This is a genomic window from Gordonia sp. HS-NH1 (assembly GCF_001418765.1).
Classification (GTDB): Bacteria; Actinomycetota; Actinomycetes; order Mycobacteriales; family Mycobacteriaceae; genus Gordonia.
Map to the genome: position 1 here is coordinate 81,429 of NZ_LIYC01000002.1, position 23,554 is coordinate 104,982.

19 protein-coding genes are annotated in these 23,554 nt (G+C 69.0%); 5 read left to right on the plus strand and 14 right to left on the minus strand.

All coding sequences use genetic code 11. The annotated features are described in order from the left end of the window. Nucleotides 1-135: 135 nt before the first annotated feature. The 3 genes from meaB to AMD30_RS02215 are packed head-to-tail and all read right to left on the minus strand — an operon-like array spanning nucleotide 136 to nucleotide 5,365. Entirely contained in the window at nucleotides 136-1,134 is a 999-nt protein-coding gene (gene meaB / locus AMD30_RS02205; RefSeq protein ID WP_014926707.1) for a methylmalonyl Co-A mutase-associated GTPase MeaB, read from the minus strand. Then, a complete protein-coding gene (gene scpA, locus AMD30_RS02210) occupies nucleotides 1,134-3,422 on the minus strand; it encodes a methylmalonyl-CoA mutase (RefSeq protein ID WP_055474598.1) in 2,289 nt (762 codons plus the stop codon). Before scpA ends, meaB begins: the two co-directional genes overlap by 1 nt. After that, entirely contained in the window at nucleotides 3,419-5,365 is a 1,947-nt protein-coding gene (locus AMD30_RS02215; RefSeq protein ID WP_010841053.1) for a methylmalonyl-CoA mutase family protein, read from the minus strand. Before AMD30_RS02215 ends, scpA begins: the two co-directional genes overlap by 4 nt. A gap of 147 nt (nucleotides 5,366-5,512) precedes the next feature. On the opposite strand from AMD30_RS02215, the gene AMD30_RS02220 reads away from it, so the two are divergent. The 3 genes from AMD30_RS02220 (at nucleotide 5,513) to AMD30_RS02230 (ending at nucleotide 7,686) form a co-directional block, all read left to right on the plus strand. Then, nucleotides 5,513-6,298, plus strand: a complete 786-nt coding sequence (locus AMD30_RS02220) for a TVP38/TMEM64 family protein (RefSeq protein WP_055474599.1) — start codon at nucleotides 5,513-5,515, stop codon at nucleotides 6,296-6,298. Nucleotides 6,299-6,379: 81 nt separating this feature from the next. Beyond that, complete coding sequence (locus AMD30_RS02225; protein WP_055474600.1) at nucleotides 6,380-6,985, plus strand: hypothetical protein; 606 nt, start codon at nucleotides 6,380-6,382, stop codon at nucleotides 6,983-6,985. Next, complete coding sequence (locus AMD30_RS02230) at nucleotides 6,982-7,686, plus strand: hypothetical protein (RefSeq protein ID WP_055474601.1); 705 nt, start codon at nucleotides 6,982-6,984, stop codon at nucleotides 7,684-7,686. The genes AMD30_RS02225 and AMD30_RS02230 overlap by 4 nt, the downstream gene beginning before the upstream one ends. 250 nt (nucleotides 7,687-7,936) lie before the next feature. On the opposite strand, the gene AMD30_RS02235 is transcribed toward AMD30_RS02230, so the two are convergent. The 3 genes from AMD30_RS02235 to AMD30_RS02245 form a co-directional block, all read right to left on the minus strand. Next, nucleotides 7,937-9,163, minus strand: coding sequence for an SPFH domain-containing protein (locus AMD30_RS02235; protein WP_010841049.1), 1,227 nt, complete (start codon nucleotides 9,161-9,163; stop codon nucleotides 7,937-7,939). Nucleotides 9,164-9,226: 63 nt separating this feature from the next. Beyond that, nucleotides 9,227-9,655, minus strand: a complete 429-nt coding sequence (locus AMD30_RS02240; protein WP_010841048.1) for an NfeD family protein — start codon at nucleotides 9,653-9,655, stop codon at nucleotides 9,227-9,229. Nucleotides 9,656-9,737: 82 nt separating this feature from the next. Then, nucleotides 9,738-10,565 (minus strand): DUF3097 domain-containing protein, encoded by an 828-nt coding sequence (locus AMD30_RS02245; RefSeq protein ID WP_055474602.1) that lies wholly within the window; start codon nucleotides 10,563-10,565, stop codon nucleotides 9,738-9,740. Nucleotides 10,566-10,709: 144 nt separating this feature from the next. On the opposite strand from AMD30_RS02245, the gene AMD30_RS02250 reads away from it, so the two are divergent. Further along, nucleotides 10,710-11,576, plus strand: coding sequence for a hypothetical protein (locus tag AMD30_RS02250; protein WP_055474603.1), 867 nt, complete (start codon nucleotides 10,710-10,712; stop codon nucleotides 11,574-11,576). 85 nt (nucleotides 11,577-11,661) lie between these two features. On the opposite strand, the gene AMD30_RS02255 is transcribed toward AMD30_RS02250, so the two are convergent. From AMD30_RS02255 to AMD30_RS02290, 8 genes are all read right to left on the minus strand, one after another. Next, nucleotides 11,662-12,804: a ferrochelatase gene (locus tag AMD30_RS02255; protein WP_055474604.1), complete on the minus strand. Its 1,143-nt coding sequence runs from the start codon at nucleotides 12,802-12,804 to the stop codon at nucleotides 11,662-11,664. Continuing rightward, nucleotides 12,801-13,640 carry an NADH-dependent enoyl-ACP reductase InhA gene (inhA, locus tag AMD30_RS02260; RefSeq protein WP_055474605.1) on the minus strand — a complete coding sequence of 280 codons (840 nt, stop codon included), beginning with the start codon at nucleotides 13,638-13,640 and terminating at the stop codon, nucleotides 12,801-12,803. Before inhA ends, AMD30_RS02255 begins: the two co-directional genes overlap by 4 nt. Nucleotides 13,641-13,702: 62 nt before the next feature. Beyond that, nucleotides 13,703-14,437, minus strand: a complete 735-nt coding sequence (gene fabG1, locus AMD30_RS02265; RefSeq protein WP_010841043.1) for a 3-oxoacyl-ACP reductase FabG1 — start codon at nucleotides 14,435-14,437, stop codon at nucleotides 13,703-13,705. Nucleotides 14,438-14,560: 123 nt separating this feature from the next. After that, entirely contained in the window at nucleotides 14,561-15,529 is a 969-nt protein-coding gene (locus tag AMD30_RS02270) for a VWA domain-containing protein (protein ID WP_010841042.1), read from the minus strand. A gap of 4 nt (nucleotides 15,530-15,533) precedes the next feature. Then, entirely contained in the window at nucleotides 15,534-16,472 is a 939-nt protein-coding gene (locus AMD30_RS02275) for a DUF58 domain-containing protein (RefSeq protein ID WP_055474606.1), read from the minus strand. Further along, on the minus strand, nucleotides 16,462-17,658 hold the full coding sequence (locus AMD30_RS02280; protein WP_055474607.1) for an AAA family ATPase: 1,197 nt from the start codon (nucleotides 17,656-17,658) through the stop codon (nucleotides 16,462-16,464). Before AMD30_RS02280 ends, AMD30_RS02275 begins: the two co-directional genes overlap by 11 nt. Nucleotides 17,659-17,851: 193 nt before the next feature. Continuing rightward, the gene (locus tag AMD30_RS02285; protein ID WP_055474608.1) at nucleotides 17,852-19,363 is read right to left on the minus strand and encodes an NlpC/P60 family protein; all 1,512 of its coding nucleotides are present in this window, start codon (nucleotides 19,361-19,363) and stop codon (nucleotides 17,852-17,854) included. 375 nt (nucleotides 19,364-19,738) lie between these two features. Then, a complete protein-coding gene (locus AMD30_RS02290) occupies nucleotides 19,739-20,350 on the minus strand; it encodes an Rv1476 family membrane protein (protein ID WP_055474609.1) in 612 nt (203 codons plus the stop codon). 373 nt (nucleotides 20,351-20,723) lie between these two features. On the opposite strand from AMD30_RS02290, the gene AMD30_RS02295 reads away from it, so the two are divergent. Continuing rightward, complete coding sequence (locus AMD30_RS02295; RefSeq protein ID WP_148281189.1) at nucleotides 20,724-23,546, plus strand: aconitate hydratase; 2,823 nt, start codon at nucleotides 20,724-20,726, stop codon at nucleotides 23,544-23,546. Nucleotides 23,547-23,554 lie beyond the last annotated feature (8 nt).

Consider the following 23,554-nt stretch of genomic DNA (forward strand, 5'->3'; position numbering starts at 1 on the left):
TCGTGGTGAGACGAGTCGCCGGACCCTTCGTGGCTCGTCGCTAGCGCTCCTCGCACCTCAGGGAGCGAAGGGGGGTCACGTCTTTCGGACCAGGGAGCGGTGCTCAGCAGGTCTCTCGATCCAGGGACCAGTGACTCAGCGTTCGTCGAACGCGTCCACGATCCGCTGGGCGGCGAGCGCCGGGGTCAGCGATCCGTCGCGCAACTGCTGCTCGACCTCGCCGCGGATGCCTCGGACGGCGGGCGAGTCACCGAGCCGGGACAGCACGATGTCGTTGACCATCGCCCACGTCCAGTCGATCTGCTGCTGATTGCGTCGTGCGGTGAACTCCCCTGCCTCGGTGAGTGTCTCGTTGTGACGTACGACGGTCTTCCAGAACTCGTCCACCCCGGAGTTCTCGATCGCGCTCATGGTGAGCACCGGTGGCATCCACAGCGCATCGTGCGGGTAGATGAGCTTCAGCGCGTTCTTGAGCTCGCGAGCCGCGCCCTTCGCCTCGTTGAGGTGTTTGCCGTCGGCCTTGTTCACGACGACCACGTCGGCGAGTTCGAGCACGCCCTTCTTGATGCCCTGCAACGAGTCTCCGGTCCGGGCGAGGGTGAGGAACGTGAACGTGTCGACCATGTTGGCGACCGTCACCTCGGACTGGCCCACGCCCACGGTCTCCACCAGCACCACGTCGAACCCCGCGGCCTCGACCAGCACGATGCTCTCCCGGGTGGCCTTGGCCACGCCGCCGAGTGTGCCCGACGTCGGCGACGGCCGGATGTAGGCGTTCTCCGCCGTCGACAACCGGCCCATCCGGGTCTTGTCGCCGAGGATCGAGCCCCGCGTGCGCGTCGAACTCGGGTCGACGGCGAGCACCGCCACCTTGTGACCGAGCTCCAGCAGATGCATGCCGAGCGCCTCGATCGTCGTCGACTTGCCCACGCCGGGGACACCGGTGATGCCGACGCGGAACGACTTTCCCGCGTGCGGCGTCAGCTTGAGCAACAGCTCTTGGGCGGCCGCCCGATGGTCGGCGCGCTTGGACTCCACGAGCGTGATCGCGCGCGCCAGATCGGCGCGGCGATCGGCCAGTACGGCATCGGCCAGCGCGTCGACGTCGATCTGACGTCGAGGTTGGACCGCCATCAGTTCGCGGTCGCCCCGGGCAGCTCCAGGCCGAGGGTGTCGGCGAGCTTGCCGATGAGTTCCACGGCCGAGTCGGCGATGACCGATCCGGGCGGGAAGATCGCGGCGGCGCCGGCCTCGTACAGTTCGGCGAAGTCACCGGGCGGGATCACGCCGCCGACGACCACCATGATGTCCTCGCGGCCGACCTCCTTCAGCGCCTCCCGCAGGGCGGGAACCAGCGTCAGGTGTCCGGCGGCCAGCGACGACACACCCACCACGTGCACGTCGTTGTCGGCGGCCTGTGCGGCCACCTCCTCGGGCGTGGCGAACAGCGGGCCCACGTCGACGTCGAAGCCGAGGTCGGCGAACGCGGTCGCGATCACCTTCTGGCCGCGGTCGTGCCCGTCCTGACCCATCTTCGCGACCAGGACACGCGGCTGACGGCCCTCCGCCTCGGCGAACTGGCGCACGGCCTCGATCGCCGCGTCGATGTTGCTCACCTCACCCGCCTCATGTCGATACACACCACTGATCGTCTTGATCTCCGCCTGATGCCGACCGTAGACCTTCTCGAGCGCCTCGGAGATCTCGCCGACCGTCGCCTGATGGCGCGCGGCCTCGATGGCCAACGCCATCAGGTTGTTCTCCAGGCCGCCTTCCGACGACGCGGCGGCGCGCGTGAGATCGGCCAGGGCCGCCTCGACCGCCGCCGAATCGCGCACCGCGCGCAGTCGGTCCAGCTTCTCGAGCTGCTCGGCGCGCACCTTGGAGTTCTCGACCTTGAGGACCTCGATCTCCTCGTCGTCGGCGACCTGGTACTTGTTCACGCCGACCAGCGGCTGCTGGCCCGAGTCGATACGTGCCTGGGTGCGTGCCGCGGCTTCTTCGATTCGCAGCTTCGGCAGGCCCTCGTTGATCGCCTGCGTCATGCCGCCGGCCTCTTCGACCTCGCGGATGTGCTTGCGCGCCTTCTGCGCGAGCTGATGGGTCAGCCACTCGACGTAGTTCGAACCGGCCCACGGATCGATCGGCCGCGTGGTGCCCGACTCCTGCTGCAGGAGCAGCTGGGTGTTGCGCGCGATCCGCGCGGAGAAGTCCGTCGGCAGCGCGATCGCCTCGTCGAGGGCGTTGGTGTGCAGCGACTGGGTGTGCCCCTGGGTCGCTGCCATCGCCTCCACGCACGTGCGGGCCACGTTGTTGAACACGTCCTGGGCGGTCAGCGACCATCCCGAGGTCTGCGAATGTGTCCGCAGCGAGAGCGATTTCGCGTTCTTCGGCTCGAAGTCGGCGACCAGCTCACTCCACAGGAGGCGTGCCGCCCGCAGCTTGGCGACCTCCATGAAGAAGTTCATGCCGATGCCCCAGAAGAACGACAGTCGCGGGGCGAACTTGTCGATGTCCAGACCGGCCTCGAGCCCGGCCCGGATGTACTCGACGCCGTCGGCGAGGGTGTAGGCGAGTTCCAGATCGGCCGTCGCCCCGGCCTCCTGGATGTGGTAGCCCGAGATCGAGATCGAGTTGAACTTCGGCATCTTCTGGCTGGTGTACTCGAAGATGTTCGAGATGATCCGCATCGACGGCTTCGGCGGATAGATGTAGGTGTTGCGGACCATGAACTCTTTGAGGATGTCGTTCTGGATGGTCCCGGCCAGCTTCTCGGGCGGCACACCCTGTTCCTCGGCTGACACGACGTAGAGCGCGAGGATCGGCAGCACGGCGCCGTTCATCGTCATCGACACCGACACGCTGCCGAGGTCGATGCCGTCGAAGAGCTGGCGCATGTCGAGGATCGAGTCGATGGCCACACCGGCCATGCCGACGTCACCGGCGACGCGCGGGTGATCGGAGTCGTAGCCGCGATGCGTGGCGAGGTCGAACGCGACCGACAGCCCCTTCTGCCCGGCCGCGAGGTTGCGTCGGTAGAAGGCGTTGGATTCGGCGGCGGTCGAGAAGCCGGCGTACTGGCGGATGGTCCACGGCTGATTGACGTACATCGTCGGGTACGGGCCCCGGATGAACGGCGCGGCACCGGGAACCGAGTCGAGCGGGTACGGATGCTCGGCGTCGTCGAGGACGGCGTCGCGTTCGGCGCGCGTGTACACCGGCGTGACGTCGATCTGCTCGGGGGTGTTCCAGGTGACCTGGTCCACCGAGTAGCCGTGCGCGGAGGCCAGTTCCCCGGTGACGGCGGCCGCGGACCCGGAAGGTCCTCCGGCAGCGGCCGGGGCGGCGGGCTGCTCCGATGACAGCCCGATTCCGGCGAAACTCGGGATCGACTGTGTCAGATCGGGTTCGGTCTGGGTCATGCCGTTGCTCCCGCCGTCTTCAGGGATGTCGAGACCAGCTCGTCGAGGAGGTCGCCGAGGGTGCTCACCGCGTCGATGCCCACCCGCAGTGAACCGTCGGGCCGATCGTCGCCCTCGGGCCACTCCCGGTCCGGTCCGGCGAGCAAGACCTTCGACAGCCCGGCCGCCCGAGCGGCCGCGAGTGCCGCGGGCCCCTCCTCGGCGTACCGCGCCTTGGTGCCGCAGAGCACCGCGATCGGGGTGTTCGCCCCGGCCACCGCGTCGCCGACCTTGTCCGCGGTCAGTGGGCCCGGGTTGACGACGGTGATCCCGCCGGCCCCCAGGAAGTTCGCGACGAAGGTGGTGCGCCCGTTGTGTTCGGCGACGCTGCCCAGCGGGATCAGCAGGATCGACGGCCGCGCGCCGTGCTCGGCGAGCACGACGTCGGAACGATCGCGCAGCGCCTCGAAGGCGCGTCCGATCCGCGCGAGGCGTGGCGTCCCGGTGACGACGTCGGTGACCGCCGAGGCCGGCGCCCCGGTCGTCTCCGACAGTGCGCGTTCGTCGATGTTGGGGAATTCGTTGACGCCGGTGACCGAGATCCGACGATGCGCGACCTCGGTGTCGCGGCGTGCCAGTGAGGCGTCGACCTTCTCGGCGATCCAGCCGGTGTCGAGCGCGGCGCGGTATCCGCCGGCGGCCTCGACCTCGGTGAACGCCGCCCAGGCGTTGGTCGCGAGGTCGTCGGTGAGGGACTCGACGAACCACGAACCGCCGGCCGGATCGAGGACACGTCCGATGTTGGACTCCTCGAGCAGCAACAACTGGGTGTTGCGGGCGATACGACGTGAGAACGACGCACTCGAGGTGCGCTTGTCCGCCGGGATGGTCGCGTCGTAACCCAGGACGGTGAGCTGGTCGGCACCGCCGACACCGGCTCCGAACGCCGCGATGGTGCTGCGGAGCATGTTCACCCACGGGTCGCGCTGGGAGTACATCGACAGGTCGGTCACTCCGTGGGTCAGCGCGCCGCCGGCCTCGGGTGCACCGAGCACCTCGGCCACCCGGGCCCAGATCTTGCGCAGCGCACGGAATTTCGCGATCGTGGCGAACTGGTCGTCGTCGGCCGAGACGCCGAAGGTGATCTGACCCAGCGCCGCCTCTGCCGACAGGCCGGCCGCGGTGAGGTCACGGAGATGGGCGACCGCAGCCGCCACCGTGAGGGCCAGTTCGAGGCCGTTGTCGGCACCCGCGGTGGCGAAGTCGCTTCCGTCGACGCGGAACGTGCGCACGCCGACGGGCAACCCGGAGGCCGCGAGCCCGGTCGCCTCGTCCGGATCGACGGTGGGTCGACCGGAGAAGGCGGCCGTCAGCGGCGACAGACCGAAGGAATGAACGGTGGCCGCGGTCGGAGCGGCGGCGACCGGTGCGGCCTGCGCCTGCTCCTTGAGGGACAGCAGCTCGCGGGCCGCCGCGATCCCCTCGGTGCCCGCGTCGAGGGTCACCGGCACCAGATCGAGGTAGACGCCGCGCAGCGCGGTCGCGAGGTCGGCGACCCCGAGCCCGTCACCGGGCCTGCTCACCGAGAGCCAGAGGCCGCTCGTCCCGTTGGACATCGCCTCGAGGATGAGCTCGTTGAGATCCTCCGCAGCGGTCGCGTCGTCGCCGAACCTCTCGGTGACGCGCCAGCCGGTGGTGACGTCACGAGCGGGGTCGGCGCCGCGGACGAACGGGAAGCGGCCGGGCACACCGGGTTCGGCGAGCTCGTCGCGACGCGTGTACAGCGGCCGGATGGTCAACCCGTCGGCGGTGTCGGTCGAGAGCAGCGCCTCGGGCGTGTCGGGCAGCTCGTCGACGTCGACACGTCGCGACTTCGCCAGAACGGCCGCCGCGGCCGTGGACCAGGTCTGGTAGGCCTGATCGAGTTCTGGGTCCGTTGTGGGCTGGTCAGTTTGCTGTGGCATGTGGGGAAGCACACCTCCGTGAATGCACTGTGATGAGCGCGTAGACGACACTAGCCGATCGCTCGCTCGGCTCGGCGTCGAGGTCGGCGTGACATGGCGCACTCGACGGAACCGGTCCACCGCTGTTGTCCAGAGTAGAGTGTCCGGGTGTCCGATCCCTCCACTGTCAGCGAAGACGTCGCCGACGCGACCGGGGACGACGCCGGCGGTGTCGCGGACGCCCGGACGACCGGTGACGGCCGGGCCACGTCGGCGGATCGCCGGGGATTCGATCGTCGGGTCATCCGCCGGGCACTGGTTGTCGCAGCGCTTCTCGCGGCCGTCCTGGCCGGGTCCTACTTCGTCCCGCTGCCCTCGGTCGCGAGCGTGCGCGACTGGGGCGCCGACCTGGGACCGGCCTTCGTGTGGTTGTTCTTCCTCGCCTATGCGGTTATCACCATCGCCCCGATCCCGCGTTCGACGTTCACCGTCATGTCCGGGATCTTCTTCGGGCCGCTCGTCGGGTTCGCGGGTGCGATGATCGCCTCCTCGATCGCGGCGGTGGCCGCCTTCGCCCTGGTCCGCAGCGTCGGGCGTGATCGCGTGCAGCCGTACCTGAAGAGCCCGGTGGTCCGCGCGGTCGAGTACCGGCTGGAGCGTCGCGGATGGTTGGCGGTCGGTTCGCTGCGGTTCATCGCGGTCTGCCCGTTCTCGGTGGCGAACTACTGTTCGGCACTGTCGTCGGTGCGCCCGGTGCCGTACACGGTGGCCAGCATCCTCGGCATGGCGCCGGGCACCGCCGCCGTGGTGATGCTGGGCGATTCGCTGACCGGCGACACGCATCCGCTTCAACTGGCGGTGACCGGAGGTCTCTTCGCGATCGGCATCGCGGGCCTGGTCCTGGACTCCCGCTTGCCCGTGGCGAACGCGACAGCAACAACCCCTCGGACTTGATCGTCGTCGATCAAGTCACCGGCGTTGATCAATCCAGTTGTAGGGCTTGATTCTTGTAGATCAAGTACATAGCCTTGAACGATGTTCGTTCTCACCGTCGACCAGCGCGGAAGCCGCCGCGACATCGACCGTGTCGACACCGTCCTCGCCGCACTCGACGCAGTCGACACGGTGCGGCAGTTCGAACGCACCGCGGGCGATGAGATCCAGGGCATCCTCGCCGACCCGGTGGCCACCGCCCGACTGGCCGTCGAACTCACCGCCGACGGGCACTGGAGCGTCGGCATCGGCGCCGGGGCGGTCGACGAGCCGCTCCCCCCGTCCACCCGCGCCGGGCGCGGACCCGCCTTCGTCCATGCCCGCGACGCCGTCGAGGCCGCCAAACGGCAGCGGGTCCCGCTCTGCGTCCGCGGCACCGACACCCGCTGGTGCCGTCATGCCCAGACCGCCGGGCGACTCATCGCCGACGTCATCACCGCTCGCAGTTCCGCCGGCCGCGAGGCGGTCGAATTGATGCGCCGCGGGCTCACCCAGGTCGAGGCCGCCGCCGAGCTCGACATCACCCCGCAGGCGATGAGCCAACGCCTACGCGCAGCGGGATGGGACCTCGAGTCCGATTCCCTCGATCTCGTCGCCGACGCGCTCGCCGAAGCGGACCGACACACCCCGACCGGAGGATCGGAATGATTATCGCCGCGGTCGTCCTCCTCCTCGTGACCGCCCTGACGACGCCGATCTGGTCTCTCGCGACGCGGAAGCGACGCCGCGAGGCGCCGGAGGCCGTCGTGCGCAGGCTCGACGTGATCGGGGCCGTCGTCCTCCTGGTGCCGGCCGCGGTGGCCGCCGCCCTCGCCGCCGCGGCCGGCCCGGCCACCGGCTTCCTCGCATCGGCCGTCCCGGTCGTCGCCGCCCTCGCCGCCGCGGCCGGCCCGGCCACCGGCTTCCTCGCATCGGCCGTCCCGGTCGTCGCCGCCCTCGCCGCGGTCACCGGCGGTGGACCCGTGGTCCGGACGGTTCTCGTCGCCGGTGGCGTCGGCGTGCGCCCGGACACCGGATCCGACGCTCCGGGGGCGCCGGACCACGAGCCCGGGAACGACGCCGACACGCCCGATTCGACCGAGAACCCTGGTCCCGGGCCGGCCGGGACCGGCGAAGGCGGACCGCTCCGCGGCGGCCGGGTCATCGGATATCTCGAACGTCTCGCGGTCGTCACCACACTCATGGCCGGGTGGCCCGAGGGCCTCGCGATCATCCTCGCCGTGAAGAGCCTCGCCCGCTATCCCGAACTCCGTGCGCCGCACGCCGCCGAGCAGTTCATCATGGGCACCTTCGCCTCGGTGATGTGGGCGGTCGGGATGGCGGGCATCGAACATCTCCTCACCCACTGACCTGGCACGACCACCTCAGCATCTGCGGCCCGAGGGCCGTCGCGGACAACCAGAGCGTGCGTTGGTCACAGCCAGCGCTGACAGACAGACTTCACCTCGACAGCCAGACTTCGATCGAAGTCCATCGGTCGAGTTGAGGTCTGCCGGTCGCGGCGCGACCACCGGCGCCGGCCATCTGCTGCGACTCAGGCCGCCTCCGCGGATCGCGATCCACTGACTCCGGACCCACCGGTCGGCCGGTTCCTTCGGATCAGGACGGTTCGGTCGGTGCGGTGTCCGGCTGCTCGGGCGGGGCCCAGCCGGCATCGGCGAGTTCAGCCGGCTCGGACCCCACCGGCGGCACATGGCGGGAGGCCCGCGCCGCGCGAGCGGTGATCTCGGGGGCCACCGGGGTCCGGGCCACGGCCTCGGCCTCGGCGACGGCCTGGGCGACCTTCGGATCGGACGCTAGGGAGAACCAGTCCTCGGTCTCCGACTCGTCGACCTCGGAGGGCGGTGAGTCCGCCGGTTCGTACCGGAACACACCGTCGTCGCCCTGCACACCGAAGGACTTGGCGAAACCCTGCAGGGCCGAACCGAAATCGGAGGGCACCACCCACACCTTGCTGCCCTCGCCCTTCGCCATCTCGGGCAACTGCTGCAGGTACTGGTAGGCCAGCAGCTCCGGGGTCGGCTTGGCGGCCTTGATCGCGGCGAAGGTCTTCTCGATCGCCTTCGCCTCACCCTGCGCGTTGAGGTACGACGCCGCGCGCTCACCCTGCGCGCGCAGGATGCGCGACTGCCGTTCGGCCTCGGCGGCCAGGATCGCGGCCTGCTTGGCACCCTCGGCGGCGAGGATCTGCGACTGCTTGTTTCCCTCGGCGGTCTTGATCGCCGACTCGCGCTGGCCTTCGGCCGAGAGGATCGTCGCCCGCTTCTCGCGGTCGGCCTTCATCTGCTTCTCCATCGACTCCTGGATCGACGGCGGCGGCATGATCGATTTCAGCTCGACGCGTGCGACGCGGAGTCCCCAGCGGCCGGTCGCCTCGTCGAGCACGCCGCGCAGCTGACCGTTGATGGAATCGCGGGACGTCAAGGTCTCCTCGAGCGTCATCCCGCCGACCACGTTGCGCAGTGTCGTGATGGTCAGCTGCTCGACGCCCGCGATGTAGTCGTCGATCTCGTACACGGCGGCCCGCGGGTTGGTGACCTGGAAGTAGACGACGGTGTCGATGGACAGGGTCAGGTTGTCCTCGGTGATGACCGGCTGCGGCGGGAACGACACCACCCGTTCACGGACGTCGACGCGGGCACGGATGCGATCGATGAACGGCAACAGCAACGTGAGCTGTCCGGACACGGTTCGTGTGTAGCGGCCCAGCCGCTCGATGACCGCTGCCTCCGCCTGCGGGATGAGCGCCACCGACTTGACCAGGATCACCACCACGAGCAACACGAGCAAGACGAGGACGGTCAGGCCGAAGATCTCGTACTCCATGGTCACCTTCCTGCGTTGTCGTTCTCGGCGGTCCGCACTGCTGGTGCCGCAGCGCTGCACGTCTCAGGCGCGAAACACCACCGCGGTCGCGCCGTCGATCTGCACGACGGTCACGTGGGTTCCGGGTTCGAGCACCTGGGACGGGTCCATCGCGCGGGCCGACCACACGTCGCCGTCGATCTTGACGCGTCCGTCGGTGGCGTCGACCTGTTCGGTCACGACCGCCGGTCGTCCCTCGAGAGCCTCGGTGTTCATCAGCACCGCGGGTCGGTTGAGCATGTGGCGGCGGGCCACCGGACGGATCGCGACGAGTAGCAGCACCGAGACGAGCGCGAAGACGAGACCGTCCACCCAGAGCGGTGGCTCGAAGACGAAATCGACGCCTGCGGCGGCGAGTGCACCGCCGGCCAGCATGAGCAGGACGAGTTCGCCCCCGAACATCTCCGCGACCGTCAGGACGATCGCGGCCGCCAACCACAGCAGGGCGCTCACGCGTCCAGTCTGCCAGAGATGCCCGGACCGGCCTCGCCGCTCGCGACCCGGATGAACCGCCGGCGGCGTCCGGCCGACGGCGTCAGCTGGGTTCTTCGGCCGCGGTCACGAAGTCGATGAGTTCCTCGACCGAGCGCAGGAGATCGACCTCGAGGTCGCGGAAACTGCTCACGCCGTTCAGCACTCGGCGCCAGCCGGCGCGGGGATCGCCCCAGCCGAGCTCGGTGCACACCCCCGTCTTCCAATCCGTGCCCCGCGGGATCCGCGGCCACGCCCGGATGTCGACGGAGGCAGGCTTCACGGCCTCCCAGACGTCGATGTAGGGATGCCCGCACACGAGGACGTGCTCACCCAACTCGGCGGTGAGGAGTGCCTCCTTGGAGCCGGCCACCAGATGGTCGACGAGTACCCCCGCCCGACGGTGGGGCGCCGGCTGGAATTCGTCGAGCGCCGCGTCGAGGTTGTCGAGGCCGTCGAGACTGACCACGACCACGCCCTCGGCGCGGAGGTCGTCGCCCCACACGCGTTCGAGAAGCGTTGCGTCGTGCACCCCCTCGACGAAGATCCGGCTTGCGCGGGCCGTACGCGCGCGGGCACGGGGGGCGGCGCGCGAACCCGACGCCGTCGTGGCCGGCTTCTGTGGGCCCCTGGTGCGCGGCCGCAGGAGCGTCACCGGCCGCCCGTCGATCAGGAACGCGCCCGGGTGCATCAGGAACACCCGCGTCTGACCCCGGCGATCCTCCAGACGCACCAGGTCGCCGGCGTAACTCTTCTCGAGTCCGACGACCGCACCGCAGAATCCGGTGGCGGCGTCCTCGACGACCAGGTCTCGCTCCGCCGCGACCTCCGCGGGACGCGGCTTCGCCCGGCGGGGCTGAGAGAGCACGTCGCGACCGTATCGGTCATCCATCGCACACCACCTTCTCGATCCGTCTTCTCGCCGCCGCGGTGGAACCCGTTTCGGTGGCGCACACACCCTAAGCCCCGGCGACTCCGACCACCGGGTTGCCACGCCCGGCCCGGCCGTCGGCCCCGGCGGTATCCTGGCATCTTGATGAATCGCAGCCTCTTCTCCTCGACCGTCGCGTGGCCGACGTGTGCACTCGGCGCATGGTCGGCCGCCTGGCTCACCGGTCGTTGCTCCCCCGACGACGTGATCGAGGCACTCGCGGAATCCGCCGACCGGCACGCGGTGCGGTGGCCGGACGGGCCCGGAACACCGGACGAACGGGTGTCGCCCGCAACGGGTTCGGCGAACGGCGTGCTCGATCTCCTCGCGCTTCTCCGACCGGCGCGGCGCCTCGTGGTCCGCCTGCCGTCCACGGGCGACCCCCAGGGTCTGCCGCCTCATCCCGCGACGTCGGCCGCCCTCGGCGCGGGCGAGGTGCTGCTCGTCGACGACGCGTCGAGCACCGGCACCCTCGCACTCGTGCCCGCATTCACCGCGCGGGCGTCCGCCGCGGAGGCCACCGACCCGCCGTTCGTCTCGTGCACATGGTCGGCCTACCGCTACGACGCCGCACTCGACCTCGGACACCTCGTGTCCGCCGGACCCAGCGCCGGTGACCTGGAATACGAACTGCGCCAAGCTGTTCGGGATGCGACCTCGATCATCGGCGGGCTCGGCGGACGCCGGACGGCCGACGCGACCGATCTCCGGACTCAACTCGCCGCGCTCACCTCACGGCACCGGGTCGCCCTGCCCCCGCACATCCTCGACGCGCGTTCGACCCGTCTGATCGACACGGCCGCGCAGGTCGAGGCCATCGTCGACCTCGCGGGCGCACGCAGTGTCGAGATCGGCGACACTGCCGGACAATGGGATTCCGGCGACGCGACCCTTCGTGGACTGCAGGTGCTGACCCGGACGGCGCGTGCCGCCGCGGTCAACCAGACGATCCTCGAACTGCTGCGCCGCTGAGTCCCCGACGTCGTCGCCGACCTGTCACACCCGTGGCCGTGACGGAGGTGGTTCGGAGACGACGCCGTACGGGTTGCCTGCGTCTCTACCGACCGCGGCCGGCAGGACTCGCCGACGACCTCGGACGAGCCGCGGGCACACAACAGTTCTCCCGGCACGTGCGGCCGTTGTCGGCGCACCCCATCGCGGAGAGATCACCGAGCCCCCCGGCGTAGGCCTCCACGAACTCGCCGATCATCGAGATGAAACGCGGGTCGGCACCCACGGTGTCGGCGCGCGCATAGTCCATGCCCAGGCGTTCGGCGACCTCGGCGGCCTCGTTGTCGAGGTCCCAGATCACCTCGAGATGATCGGAGATGAACCCGACCGGGTACACCACCACTCGCCGGACCCCCTCGGCGGCAAGGTTCTCCAGATGATCGCAGATGTCCGGCTCCAGCCACGGGATCTGCGGTGGACCCGACCGCGACTGCCAGACCTGGTCGAAGTCGGTGATGCCGAGCTCGTCGGCGACCGCCTGCGACGCGGCCATCACCTGACGCGAGTACAAGCGCCCACCGTCCGCTGCGGGACCCGACGCGGCGTCGGCCGAGGTCGGTACCGAGTGGGCGGTGAACACCAACCGCGGCGTCTCGTCACCGGGCCCGAGGGTGTCCAGCGCGCGGCGCACCGCATCCGCCCCCGCCGCGACGAACGCGGGGTGCGACCAGTACTGGGGAAGCTTGCGCAGCACCACCGCGCCGTCGGGTCCGGCGCTCGCCGGCACACGTTCGGCCAGGGCCTTGCGCGCGCGGTCGATGTCCTCGTGGTACTGCCGGCATCCCGAGTAGCCGCCCCACGCCGACGTCGGGAACACGAGGATCCGGCGGTGTCCGGCCCGGTACATCTCTTCCAGCGTGTCCTCGACCATCGGGTGCCAGTTGCGATTTCCGAAATACACCGGGAGGTCCACACCGCGTCGGTCGAGCTCACGCCGGAGCGCGTCGATCATCTCCAGGTTCAGGCGGTTGATCGGCGAGACACCCCCGAAATGGAGGTAGTGCTCGGCCACCGACTCGAGCCGCTCGCGCGGGATTCCCCGACCGCGGGTGACGTTCTCCAGGAACGGCATCACGTCCTCGGGTCCGTCCGGCCCGCCGAACGACAGGAACAGGACGGCGTCGAAAGGAGCCGAATCGGTCGGAGTGGGGTCGACGGGTGCCGCATTCCCCGGTGCTGACGAGCTCATGAGCCGGTGGTCATGCCCTCCGGGAACCAGGTGTTGTGGCTGGCCCCGCCGTCGACGTAGACGATGGAACCGGTGGTCGCCGGCAACCAGTCGCTCAGCAGCGCACAGACCGACTTGGCGACGACGGTCGGGTCGTCGACATCCCAGCCGATCGGCGACGCGCCGTCCCAGTACTCGTTGAGCATGTTGAGCTGCTTGGCGTCGTCGGTGGCGGTGCCGGCGATGGCCTTCGCGGCCAGGGTCTTGATCGGTCCGGCGGCCACGAGGTTCGACCGGACGTTCTTGGCGTTGCCCACTTCCCGCGCCACGTACCGGTTCACCGACTCCAGGGCCGCCTTCGCCACGCCCATCCAGTTGTAGTACGGCATCGCGGTGCGGGGATCGAAGTCCATGCCGACGATCGAGCCCCCCTCGTTCATGGCGGGGAGCACGGCGCGCGCGAGCGAGGCGTAGCTCCACGCCGAGATCTCGAAGGCCTTCGCGGCGTCGGGGCCGGGCCCTTCCAGGAACGGCTTGGCCTCGGGACCCATCAGCGTCCGGGGCGCGAAGGCGATCGAATGCATGACGCCGTCGATGCCCTGCGGCGCCAGCTCGGTGATCTTCCCGGCGAGCGCGTCGAGGTCGTCCTCGTTGGTGATGTCGAGCCCGATCGCGGGCGGCACCTCCTTCGGCAACCGCTTGGCGATCCGGTCGATCAGCCGCAGGCGCTCGGGGATGCCGGTGATGATGACGGTCGCGCCCTGCTCCTGCGCCATGGCGGCGGCGTGGAAGGCGATCGACGCATCGGTGATGATGCCCGTGATGAGGACGGTCTTCCCGTCCAGGATTCCGCTCACGTAGATGTGCTCCTGAGATCGACGTTGATTGACGTGTCGTGCAGCCGCGCGGTGCGGGTCGGTCAGTGCCCCATGCCCATGCCGCCGTCGACGGGCAGGACCGCACCCGAGATGTAACCGCCCTCGTCCGAGGCGAGGAAGCTGATGGCGGCGGCGACGTCTTCGGGCTTGCCGGTACGGCCGAGCGGGATCGCCTGCTTGGCCATCTCGATGTAGCGGTCCTCCATCGACGCGGTCATGTCCGTCTCGATGAACCCGGGCGCGACGACGTTGGCGGTGATGTTGCGCGAGCCGATCTCCCGCGCGATGGAACGCGCCATACCGATCAGGCCCGCCTTCGAGGCCGCGTAGTTCACCTGGCCGGGGATACCGGACATCGCGACCACCGAGCCGAGGAAGATCATCCGCCCCCACTTGGCGCGCTGCATCCCCTTGGTGGCGCGCTTGGCGCAGCGGAATGCCCCGGTGAGGTTCGCGTCGAGAACCTTCTCGAAGGATTCCTCGGACAGTCGCATGAGGAGCATGTTCTCGGTGATCCCCGCGTTGGCCACGAGGATCTCGACGGGTCCCTGGTGCTCCTCGACCTCGGCGAAGGCGCGGTCGACCGACTCCGAGTCGGTCACATCGCACTTGACGCCGAACAGGCCGTCCGGGGCTCCGGAACCGCGATGGGTCACCGCGACCCGGTGGCCGTCGGCGGCCAGGCGCTGTGCCACGGCCAGGCCGATTCCGCGGTTGCCGCCGGTGACCAAGACCGAGCGGGAGGGATTCTGCGCTTCGTTGCTAGCTGCCGTCATGGGTGTTCAACCTATCCGTTCTCGTTGCGGGGGTGGCATCGCGGTGGCCCGCTCGGGCCGGGACGACCCCGGCGCCGTGTCAGTGTGGGCCGCTCGCTTCCATCCCGGCGCCGGCAACCCGACTCAGGGCAGCCGGCGGTTGATGGCCAGCGCGGCGAACGCCGACACCAGCGCGAACAACGTACCCGCGATCAGCCACGGCTTCGAATTGTCCCCTCGACGGGTCTCGTAACCGATCTCGTCCTGGAGCTGCTCGTAGACCTTGTTCAGTTCGTCGAGGCTGGCCGCGGTGAAGAAGTCGCCGCCGGACAGGTTGGCGATCTTGCGCAGCGAGTCGTCGTCGACGGGGACCGGCACCCGGTCACCCTCGAGTTCGACGGTGCCCGTCCGGGTGCCGAAGGAGATGGTGGAGACCGGGATCTTCTCCTCCTTGGCCTTGCGGGCCGCGGTGAAGCCACCGCGCGGGTCGTCGGGATCGTCCGGGACGGTCTCCTTGCCGTCGGACAGCAACACGACGCGGGCGGGCGGCGCCCCTTCGGTGCCGCCGAGGACCGCGTTCAGCGTGCTGATCTGCTGGAGCGCGGCGAAGATGCCCTCACCGGTCGCCGTCTTGTCGTCGAGCCGCAGCTTGTCCACGGCGACCTTGGTCGCGTTGTGGTCCGGTGTCGGCGACACCAGGCTCGCCGCGGTCCCGGCGAACGAGATCAGTCCGAGGTTGATCCCCTCGGTCAGCTCGTCGGCGAACTTCTTGGCCGCCTCCTGTGCCGCGTGGATCCGCGAGGGCGACACGTCCGTGGCATTCATCGACCGCGACACGTCCATGACCAGGACCACGGTCGCCTTGTTGCGCGGTACCTTCCGGTCCGCCTGTGGGCCGGAGAGCGCAACCGTCAGCAGGATCAGCGCGATGATCAGCAGCGCGATCGGCACGTGCCGCAGCCGGCCGCGGTCGGCCGGCGCGACCGACTTCAGCAGGTCGAGGTTGGCGAAGGTCAACGCGCGTTGCCGGCGGCGGCGCAACATGTACACGTAGGCGACGCCGAGCAGCACGACGACCAGGAGCAGCAGCAACCACCAGGGACTGGACAACATCGGCCTACCCCACCCCCGCCGCCAGCCCGCGGCGGCGTCGTGCGACGAACTTGACGGTGTCGGCGATCCATTCCCGGTCGGTGCGCAGGGTGAGGACCGAACCGCCACAGCTCCGCAACGTGCGGTGTACCCGTTGCTGGTGAGCCGCGGCCGCGGCCGCGAAGTCGCGCCGGAGGTCCTCGGTGATCGTCACGTCGTGGATCTCGCCGGACTCGGCATCCGCCAGGGTGACCTCCCCGATCGCCGGGAGGTCGAGGTCACGGGGGTCGAGGACCTCGACCGCCAGCAGTTCGTGATGGGCGCCGATGGCGCGTAGCGACCGTTCCCAGTCGATGGGCCCGAGGAAGTCACTGATCACGACGGCGAGGCCGCGCCTGCGCTGGGGCCGGCGAAGCGCCTCGATACCCGCCTTGAGATCACCGCGCACGCCGGGTGAACTGCGCCGGGTGGTGGCGATGGCCTTCAGCAGGTTCTGGGCGTGCGCGCGTCCGGCCCGGGCCGGCACCCGCACGATGTCGTCGCCGGTCACCACCAGCGCACCGTGCCGGTTGCCGCCGCCGGTCGTGAGGTGGACCAGAGCCGCGGCCGCCGCCACCGCGAGGTCGCGTTTGGTGCAGTCGACGGTGCCGAAGTCGAGACTGGCTGAGGCGTCGACCACGAGCCACGTCTCGAGCTCCCGGTCGGCGATCATCTGTCGGACATGGGGCTGGGTGGTGCGGGCGGTGACCGACCACTCCATGCGCCGGACGTCATCGCCCGGCTGGTAGGCCCGTGCCTCCCCCGGTTCCGAACCCGGTCCGGGGATCAGCCCGAGGTGCTCGCCCTGCAGCACGCCGTCGAGCTTGCGTCGCACGGTGAGCTCGAGCATCTTCAGTGCCGCCGTCAGTTGCGGCTCGTCGAGCAGACCGGCGCCGAGCCGCGGGAGGTCCCGGTTAGCCGCCATACTGAGGCGAATTCCGGTTCGCCGGGGCCGAATTCGGGTCCAGCGGGCCGGCGGACTGCGAGACCTGTTGTCCTGCATAACCGTTCGGCCCGTGCCCGGCATTGGGCGCCTGTGCCTGCCCGGCGGGGTACTGCCCCTGCGGAACGGGCTGCGCGCCGACCTGCGGCAGTCCGACCGTTTGCAGGACCCGGGCGATGACCTGATCGGCATCGATCTCGTCGGCCAGTGCGTCATACGACAGCACCAGACGGTGGCGGAGCACGTCGGGCATGATCTCGACGACGTCCTGCGGGATCACGTAATCGCGCCCGCGGACCAGCGCCAGCGCCCGGGCGGCGGCCACGATGCCCAGCGTCGCGCGCGGGGACGCGCCGTAGGACAACCAGGACGCGACGTCGTTGAGGCCGAGCTCGGCCGGGCGGCGGGTGGCGTTGATGACTCGGACGACGTAGTCGACGAGGGCGTGGTGGACGAAGACGTTCGCCGCGGTCCGCTGCAGACGGAGCATCGCCTCGGGGTCCAGGACCTGGGACGCGGTCGGCGGGACGTTGCCCATCCGGTAGACGATCTCGCGCTCCTCCTCCACCGACGGATAGTCGACGAGGACCTTGAACAGGAAACGGTCCCGCTGCGCCTCGGGCAGCGGGTAGACGCCCTCGTTCTCGATCGGGTTCTGCGTCGCCATCACCAGGAACGGATCCGGCATCGCATACGTCTTGCCGCCGATCGACACATGACGCTCGGCCATCACCTCGAGCAGGGCGGACTGCACCTTCGCGGGTGCGCGGTTGATCTCGTCGGCGAGCAGGAAGTTCGCGACGACCGGGCCGAGTTCGGTGTCGAACTCCTCACGGCCCTGCCGGTAGATACGCGTACCGATCAGGTCGGTCGGCACCAGGTCGGGGGTGAACTGCACACGGGAGAACGATCCGCCGACGACGCGGGCGAACGTCTCGACCGCGAGTGTCTTGGCGACGCCGGGCACACCCTCGAGCAGGATGTGGCCACGCGCGAGGAGTCCGACGAGTATGCGCTCGACGAGCTGATCCTGGCCGACGATGACTCGCTTGACCTCGTAGATGGCCCGCTCGAGCAGGGCGACGTCGGCGTCGCTCAGCACCGAGTCCGCTCCTGCCGCCGCGGGATTCCCCGTGGCCGCCTTGCCGAGGGAGTGCGATTCGGTCAACCCGTGCTCCTGTTCCTCTGGACTGCTGTTCCGTCGAACCACGATGCGTCGGCCCGTGGGCGCGGCCGCGATCGCGCAGCGCGCAGGCGTCGACCCCGCGTGTCTGTGCCAGCCTAGCCGTGTGAACTGAAAAGGTGCCAAGAAGACTCGGCGGGTGTCGGTCGTTCACGAGCCCCGCCCGAATCGTCGGCTGTCAGAGCAGACGCACCACGTTCGGCATCGCGCCGTCGGTGCGCAACGGCGACACCTTCACGACGTCACCCGACTGCGGTGCCTCGACCATCTTGTTGTCACCGAGGTACAGCGCGACGTGTGCGCTCGCGTTCGGGCCGTAGAAGATCATGTCGCCGCGACGCATCTGCGACAGCGGGAACTGCGGACCCGAGGTGTACTGGTAGCCCGTGTAGTGCGGCAACTCGATGCCCACGCCGGCGAATGCGTAGATCATCAGGCCCGAGCAGTCGAAACCGATCTTGTTGTAGTCGCCGTAGCTGTCGGCGACGCCGCCGTCGCGGATGCCCTGCGTCGGCCCGTTGGCGTCACCGCCGCCCCAGGCGTAGGGCACGTTGAGCTGCGAGAGCGCGCGGTTGACGGCGATCTCCACGGCCTGCGGGCCGCGCAGTCCGGGACGGACCATGCCGCCTCCGCCGCCACCCCCGGAGGAACTGCCGAACAGGGTGCCGAGGCTCCCGGAACCGATTCGCGCACTGAGGGTGTCGCCCCCGCTGCTGCCGGTGAGGTCCGCACCCCCGATGCCGAGTTCGTTCAGCAACTCCGACTGGGGCAACTGTTGCTGACCGACGAGCCCCGCGAGGATCGACTGACCGACGTCGAGGGCCAGGCGTGCGGCGGCCTCGGCCGCGACGGCGAGTGCCTGGTTGTCGGTGGCGGGGGTGGCCGGCAGCGCCTTCAGGGCTCCCTCGGCCGACGGACCCGTCGGGAACAGGTTGGTGAGCAGATCGCTCGCCGACGGCCCCTCGACCGTCTTCTTCGGGACGTATCCGCGAATGGTGTTGAGGCGCTTCTGCACCCGGTCGCGTTCACCGATCAGCGTGGCCTTGCGCTTCTGCTGGGTCGCGATGGCCGTCTTCGCCTCGGTGACCGCCGCCATCGCATCGATCTTGCGCTGCTCGGCACTCTTGGCCGCGAACGATGCCTGCCGGCGGGTGGCCTCCACGGCGGCGAGGCGGTTGGCCTTCTGATTGCGTGCGACCTGCAGGCGCCGGATCATCTCCTGCTGCTTCTTGCCGACCTGGTCGATCAGCTTCATCCGGTCCAGCACGGCCTGCGGGTCTTCCGAGGACACGTAGTTCGACATCGAGCCCTGCTCGGGACCCTGCTGATAGGCCAGACGCGCGAAGCGGTCGAACTCCTTCTGCGCGTCGACGACGGCCTTGCTCGAGCGGTCGAGTTCGGTCCGGGCTCCGCGCGCGGCGACCGTGGCCAGGCGACGCTGCGCGAGTGAGTTCTGGAAATCGGCGATCGACCGGTTCACGTTCTCCTGACGGGCCGCGAGCGCCTGGTCGAGGTCGGCGATGTCCTGGTTGACCGTCGCGATGCGGTTGATCAACCCGGAGATGGGCGACTCGGGCGTCTTCTTCGGTGCCGCGTCGGCATGACCCGCGCCGACCGCGCAGATGAGTACGACAGCCAGGGCCGCCGAGACGCGCGCCGGCCACGACGCACCAGTTCTTCCTCGCCTCACCTGGAACTCCTCGCGGTATGTGCGGGGATCTTGCGATCCCCGGCCCGGCGATCGTCCGGGTTGTCGAGAACCGCGGCGATCACGCACTGCACTTACGTCACAAGGGACCCTGCAGGGGACACAGGCATCACACGTGACATCAGAACCGTACGTCACATCAACCACACGCGAAAACCGCGTTCGTGAATTACAAACGCGTGATTACCTGCGAAAATGCCGTGAACTGGCGAAAGATCGGACCGTCGTCAAGGTCTCGAATTGGCAACAGACCGCCCGACACGCCGGACAGCGTCCGCGCGCGGCCGGATGCAGGTGGCATGGGCTCGGATCGTGCGCCGCGCAGCGGCGGTTCGGAGCAGGGCGCGAGGGGCCGGACTACTGACCGGAGGAGGAGGGTTCGCGATCTCGCGACGACGGTTCGTCCGAGGCGTCGACCGTCGCCCGCACGGGCCCCAGCGGGCCGGCGGCCTCGGTCTTGCGCGCGCGGACCCGGCGCACCCTGGCGAGCACGGCACCGGCCGCGACGACGAGGACCAGCAGGATGCCGACGATCGTCCAGTCCACGTTGGGACCGGTCATCGTGTCGATCATCTGGCGGGCCGCACCCGCCGGGTCGGTGAGGGTCAGTCCGTCGGTGGCCTGCTCCTGCACCACGCGGCTGAAGTCAGGCGACGAGCTGCCGACCGAGTTCGGACCCAGCACGATGACGGTGCCACCGACCTGATCCTGCAACTGGTTGGCGATGTCCCGGTAGAGGGTGAACCGCGGCTGCACCTGATCGACGACCACGAAACTCACGTCGTGACCCTTGGACCCGGCGTACTCGACGACCTCGAGCATCCGGGGCAGTTGCTCGGGGGTCGCGCCGGCGACACCGTCGTCGGCGATGTCCCGGGACAGTTCGCCCATGTCGACTCCGACGAGTCCGGTGAGTTCGTTGTTCTCCGTGGGAGCTGCCAGCACCAGCGTCGTCGCCTGCGGACCCATCCGCCACCCCTGCCTCTCGAGATCACCGGGGTTGCGCGGACGTTGACAGCCGGTTTCGCGTCGGCGTCGAGTGCCCACTCGCCGAACCCCGCCCTGCACCGTACGACACAATGGAGTCGTCTGGGTATTCCGGTGTCGGCACGTCCGCCCGGCGCGTCCCGGGCCCGAGCTTGGTAACAGTACGCTCGTACTGTTAGACTGGACGATGTTGTCGCGGGTGGCCCTCGCGGACATCCGATGGCGCCGGTGCAGCCCGCCGGTGCGGAACGTCAGACCGCGCGGACACCGACGGAACGGGAGCGACGCCCGCCCGGCCGGAACCGCCCGACCGCAAGTGGATCATCGAGTAATCGCCGGCGCAGCCCGTCGGCACATGAGGAGAGTGGATTTAGACGTGAGTATCAATTCCTTCGGCGCCCGCGGCACGCTGGACGTCGGTGACAACAGCTACGAGATCTACCGTCTGAACGCCGTCGAGGGCACCGGCAAGCTCCCCTACGCGCTCAAGGTCCTGGCCGAGAACCTGCTCCGCACCGAGGACGGTGCCAACATCACCAAGGAGCACATCGAGGCCATCGCGAACTGGGATCCGAACGCCGAGCCGAGCATCGAGATCCAGTTCACCCCGGCCCGCGTGATCATGCAGGACTTCACCGGTGTGCCCTGCATCGTCGACCTCACGACGATGCGCGATGCGGTGAAGGAACTCGGCGGCGATCCCGACAAGGTCAATCCCCTCGCACCCGCCGAGATGGTCATCGACCACTCCGTCATCATCGAGGCCTTCGGCAACGCCCAGGCGTTCGAGCGCAACGTCGAGATCGAGTACCAGCGCAACGAGGAGCGCTACAAGTTCCTCCGCTGGGGCCAGGGCGCCTTCGACGACTTCCGCGTCGTGCCGCCGGGCACCGGCATCGTCCACCAGGTCAACATCGAGCACCTCGCCCGCTCGGTCATGGTCCGTGACGGCGTCGCCTACCCGGACACCTGCATCGGCACCGACTCGCACACCACGATGGAAAACGGCCTCGGCGTCCTGGGCTGGGGCGTCGGCGGCATCGAGGCCGAGGCCGCGATGCTCGGCCAGCCGGTCTCGATGCTCATCCCGCGCGTCGTCGGCTTCAAGCTCACCGGCTCGGCGAAGCCCGGCGTGACCGCCACCGACGTGGTCCTCACGATCACCGAGATGCTGCGCAAGCACGGTGTGGTCGGCAAGTTCGTCGAGTTCTACGGAAACGGCGTCGGCGAGGTCCCGCTCGCCAACCGCGCCACCATCGGCAACATGAGCCCCGAGTTCGGTTCCACCTGTGCGATGTTCCCCATCGACGAGGAGACCGTGAAGTACCTGCGGCTCACCGGTCGCAGCGAGGAGACGCTCGCGCTCGTCGAGGCCTACGCCAAGGAACAGGGCATGTGGCTGGAGAAGGACGCCGAAGAAGCGGTCTACTCCGAGTACCTCGAACTCGACCTCGCCGACGTCGTGCCCTCGATCGCCGGGCCGAAGCGCCCGCAGGACCGCATCGAGCTGTGGGACGCCAAGAACGCATTCCGCAAGGACATCCACAACTACGTGGAGAACGGCAACTCGGCCCCGCAGACCAAGCTCGACGAGGCCGTCGAAGAGACCTTCCCGGCTTCGGATCCCGCGACGCTGTCCTTCGCCGACGACGGCGCCGAGCCGCTGCATTCGGCGGCGAACAACGCCGAGGGCCGCCCGACCAAGCCGGTCCGGGTCGATTCCGAGGAACGCGGCTCGATGATCCTCGACCACGGGATCGTGACCATCGCGTCGATCACCAGCTGCACCAACACGTCCAACCCGTCGGTCATGCTCGGCGCGGCACTGCTCGCCAAGAAGGCCGTCGAGAAGGGCCTGACCTCCAAGCCGTGGGTCAAGACGTCGATGGCCCCCGGTTCGCAGGTCGTCACGGGTTACTACGACAAGTCCGGCCTGTGGCCGTACCTGGAGAAGCTCGGTTTCTACCTCGTCGGTTACGGCTGCACCACCTGCATCGGCAACTCGGGTCCGCTGCCGGAGGAGATCTCCAAGGCCATCAACGAGCACGATCTGACGGCCACCGCCGTTTTGTCGGGCAACCGGAACTTCGAGGGTCGCATCAACCCCGACGTGAAGATGAACTACCTCGCGTCGCCGCCGCTGGTCATCGCCTACGCGCTGGCCGGCACGATGGACTTCGACTTCGAGTCCGACGCCCTGGGTCAGGACAACGACGGCAACGACGTCTTCCTCAAGGACATCTGGCCCACGAACGAGGAGATCGAGGCGACCATCGCGTCGTCGATCTCGCCGGAGCAGTACGCCTCGGACTACGCCGACGTCTTCAAGGGTGACGAGCGCTGGCAGAACCTGCCGACGCCGTCGGGCAAGACCTTCGAGTGGGATGAGAAGTCCACCTACGTCCGCAAGCCTCCGTACTTCGAGGGCATGCAGCGTGAGCCGGCACCGGTCACCGACATCAAGGGCGCTCGCGTCCTGGCCAAGCTGGGCGACTCGGTGACAACCGACCACATCTCCCCCGCCTCGACGATCAAGCCCGGCACCCCCGCCGCGCAGTACCTCGACGCCAACGGTGTGGCCCGCAAGGACTACAACTCGCTCGGTGCCCGCCGTGGCAACCACGAGGTGATGATCCGCTCGACCTTCGGCAACATCCGCCTGCAGAACCAGCTGCTCGACGGTGTGACCGGCGGTTACACCCGCGACTTCACCCAGGAGGGTGCACCGCAGTCGTTCATCTACGACGCCGCGCAGAACTACGCCGAGCAGAACATCCCGCTCGTCGTGCTGGGCGGCAAGGAGTACGGCACCGGGTCGTCGCGCGACTGGGCCGCCAAGGGCACCAGCCTGCTCGGCGTCAAGGCCGTCATCACCGAGAGCTTCGAGCGCATCCACCGCTCGAACCTCATCGGCATGGGCGTGATCCCGCTGCAGTTCCCGGAGGGCGAGTCGCACAAGTCGCTGGGCCTCGACGGCACCGAGACCTTCGACATCGCCGGCATCGAGGAGCTGAACAACGGCACCACGCCGTCGACCGTGCACGTCACCGCCACCAAGGAGGACGGCTCGACGGTGGAGTTCGATGCGAAGGTGCGCATCGACACCCCCGGTGAAGCCGACTACTACCGCAACGGAGGCATCCTGCAGTACGTGCTGCGCAACATGATCAAGAGCTGACAGGAGGC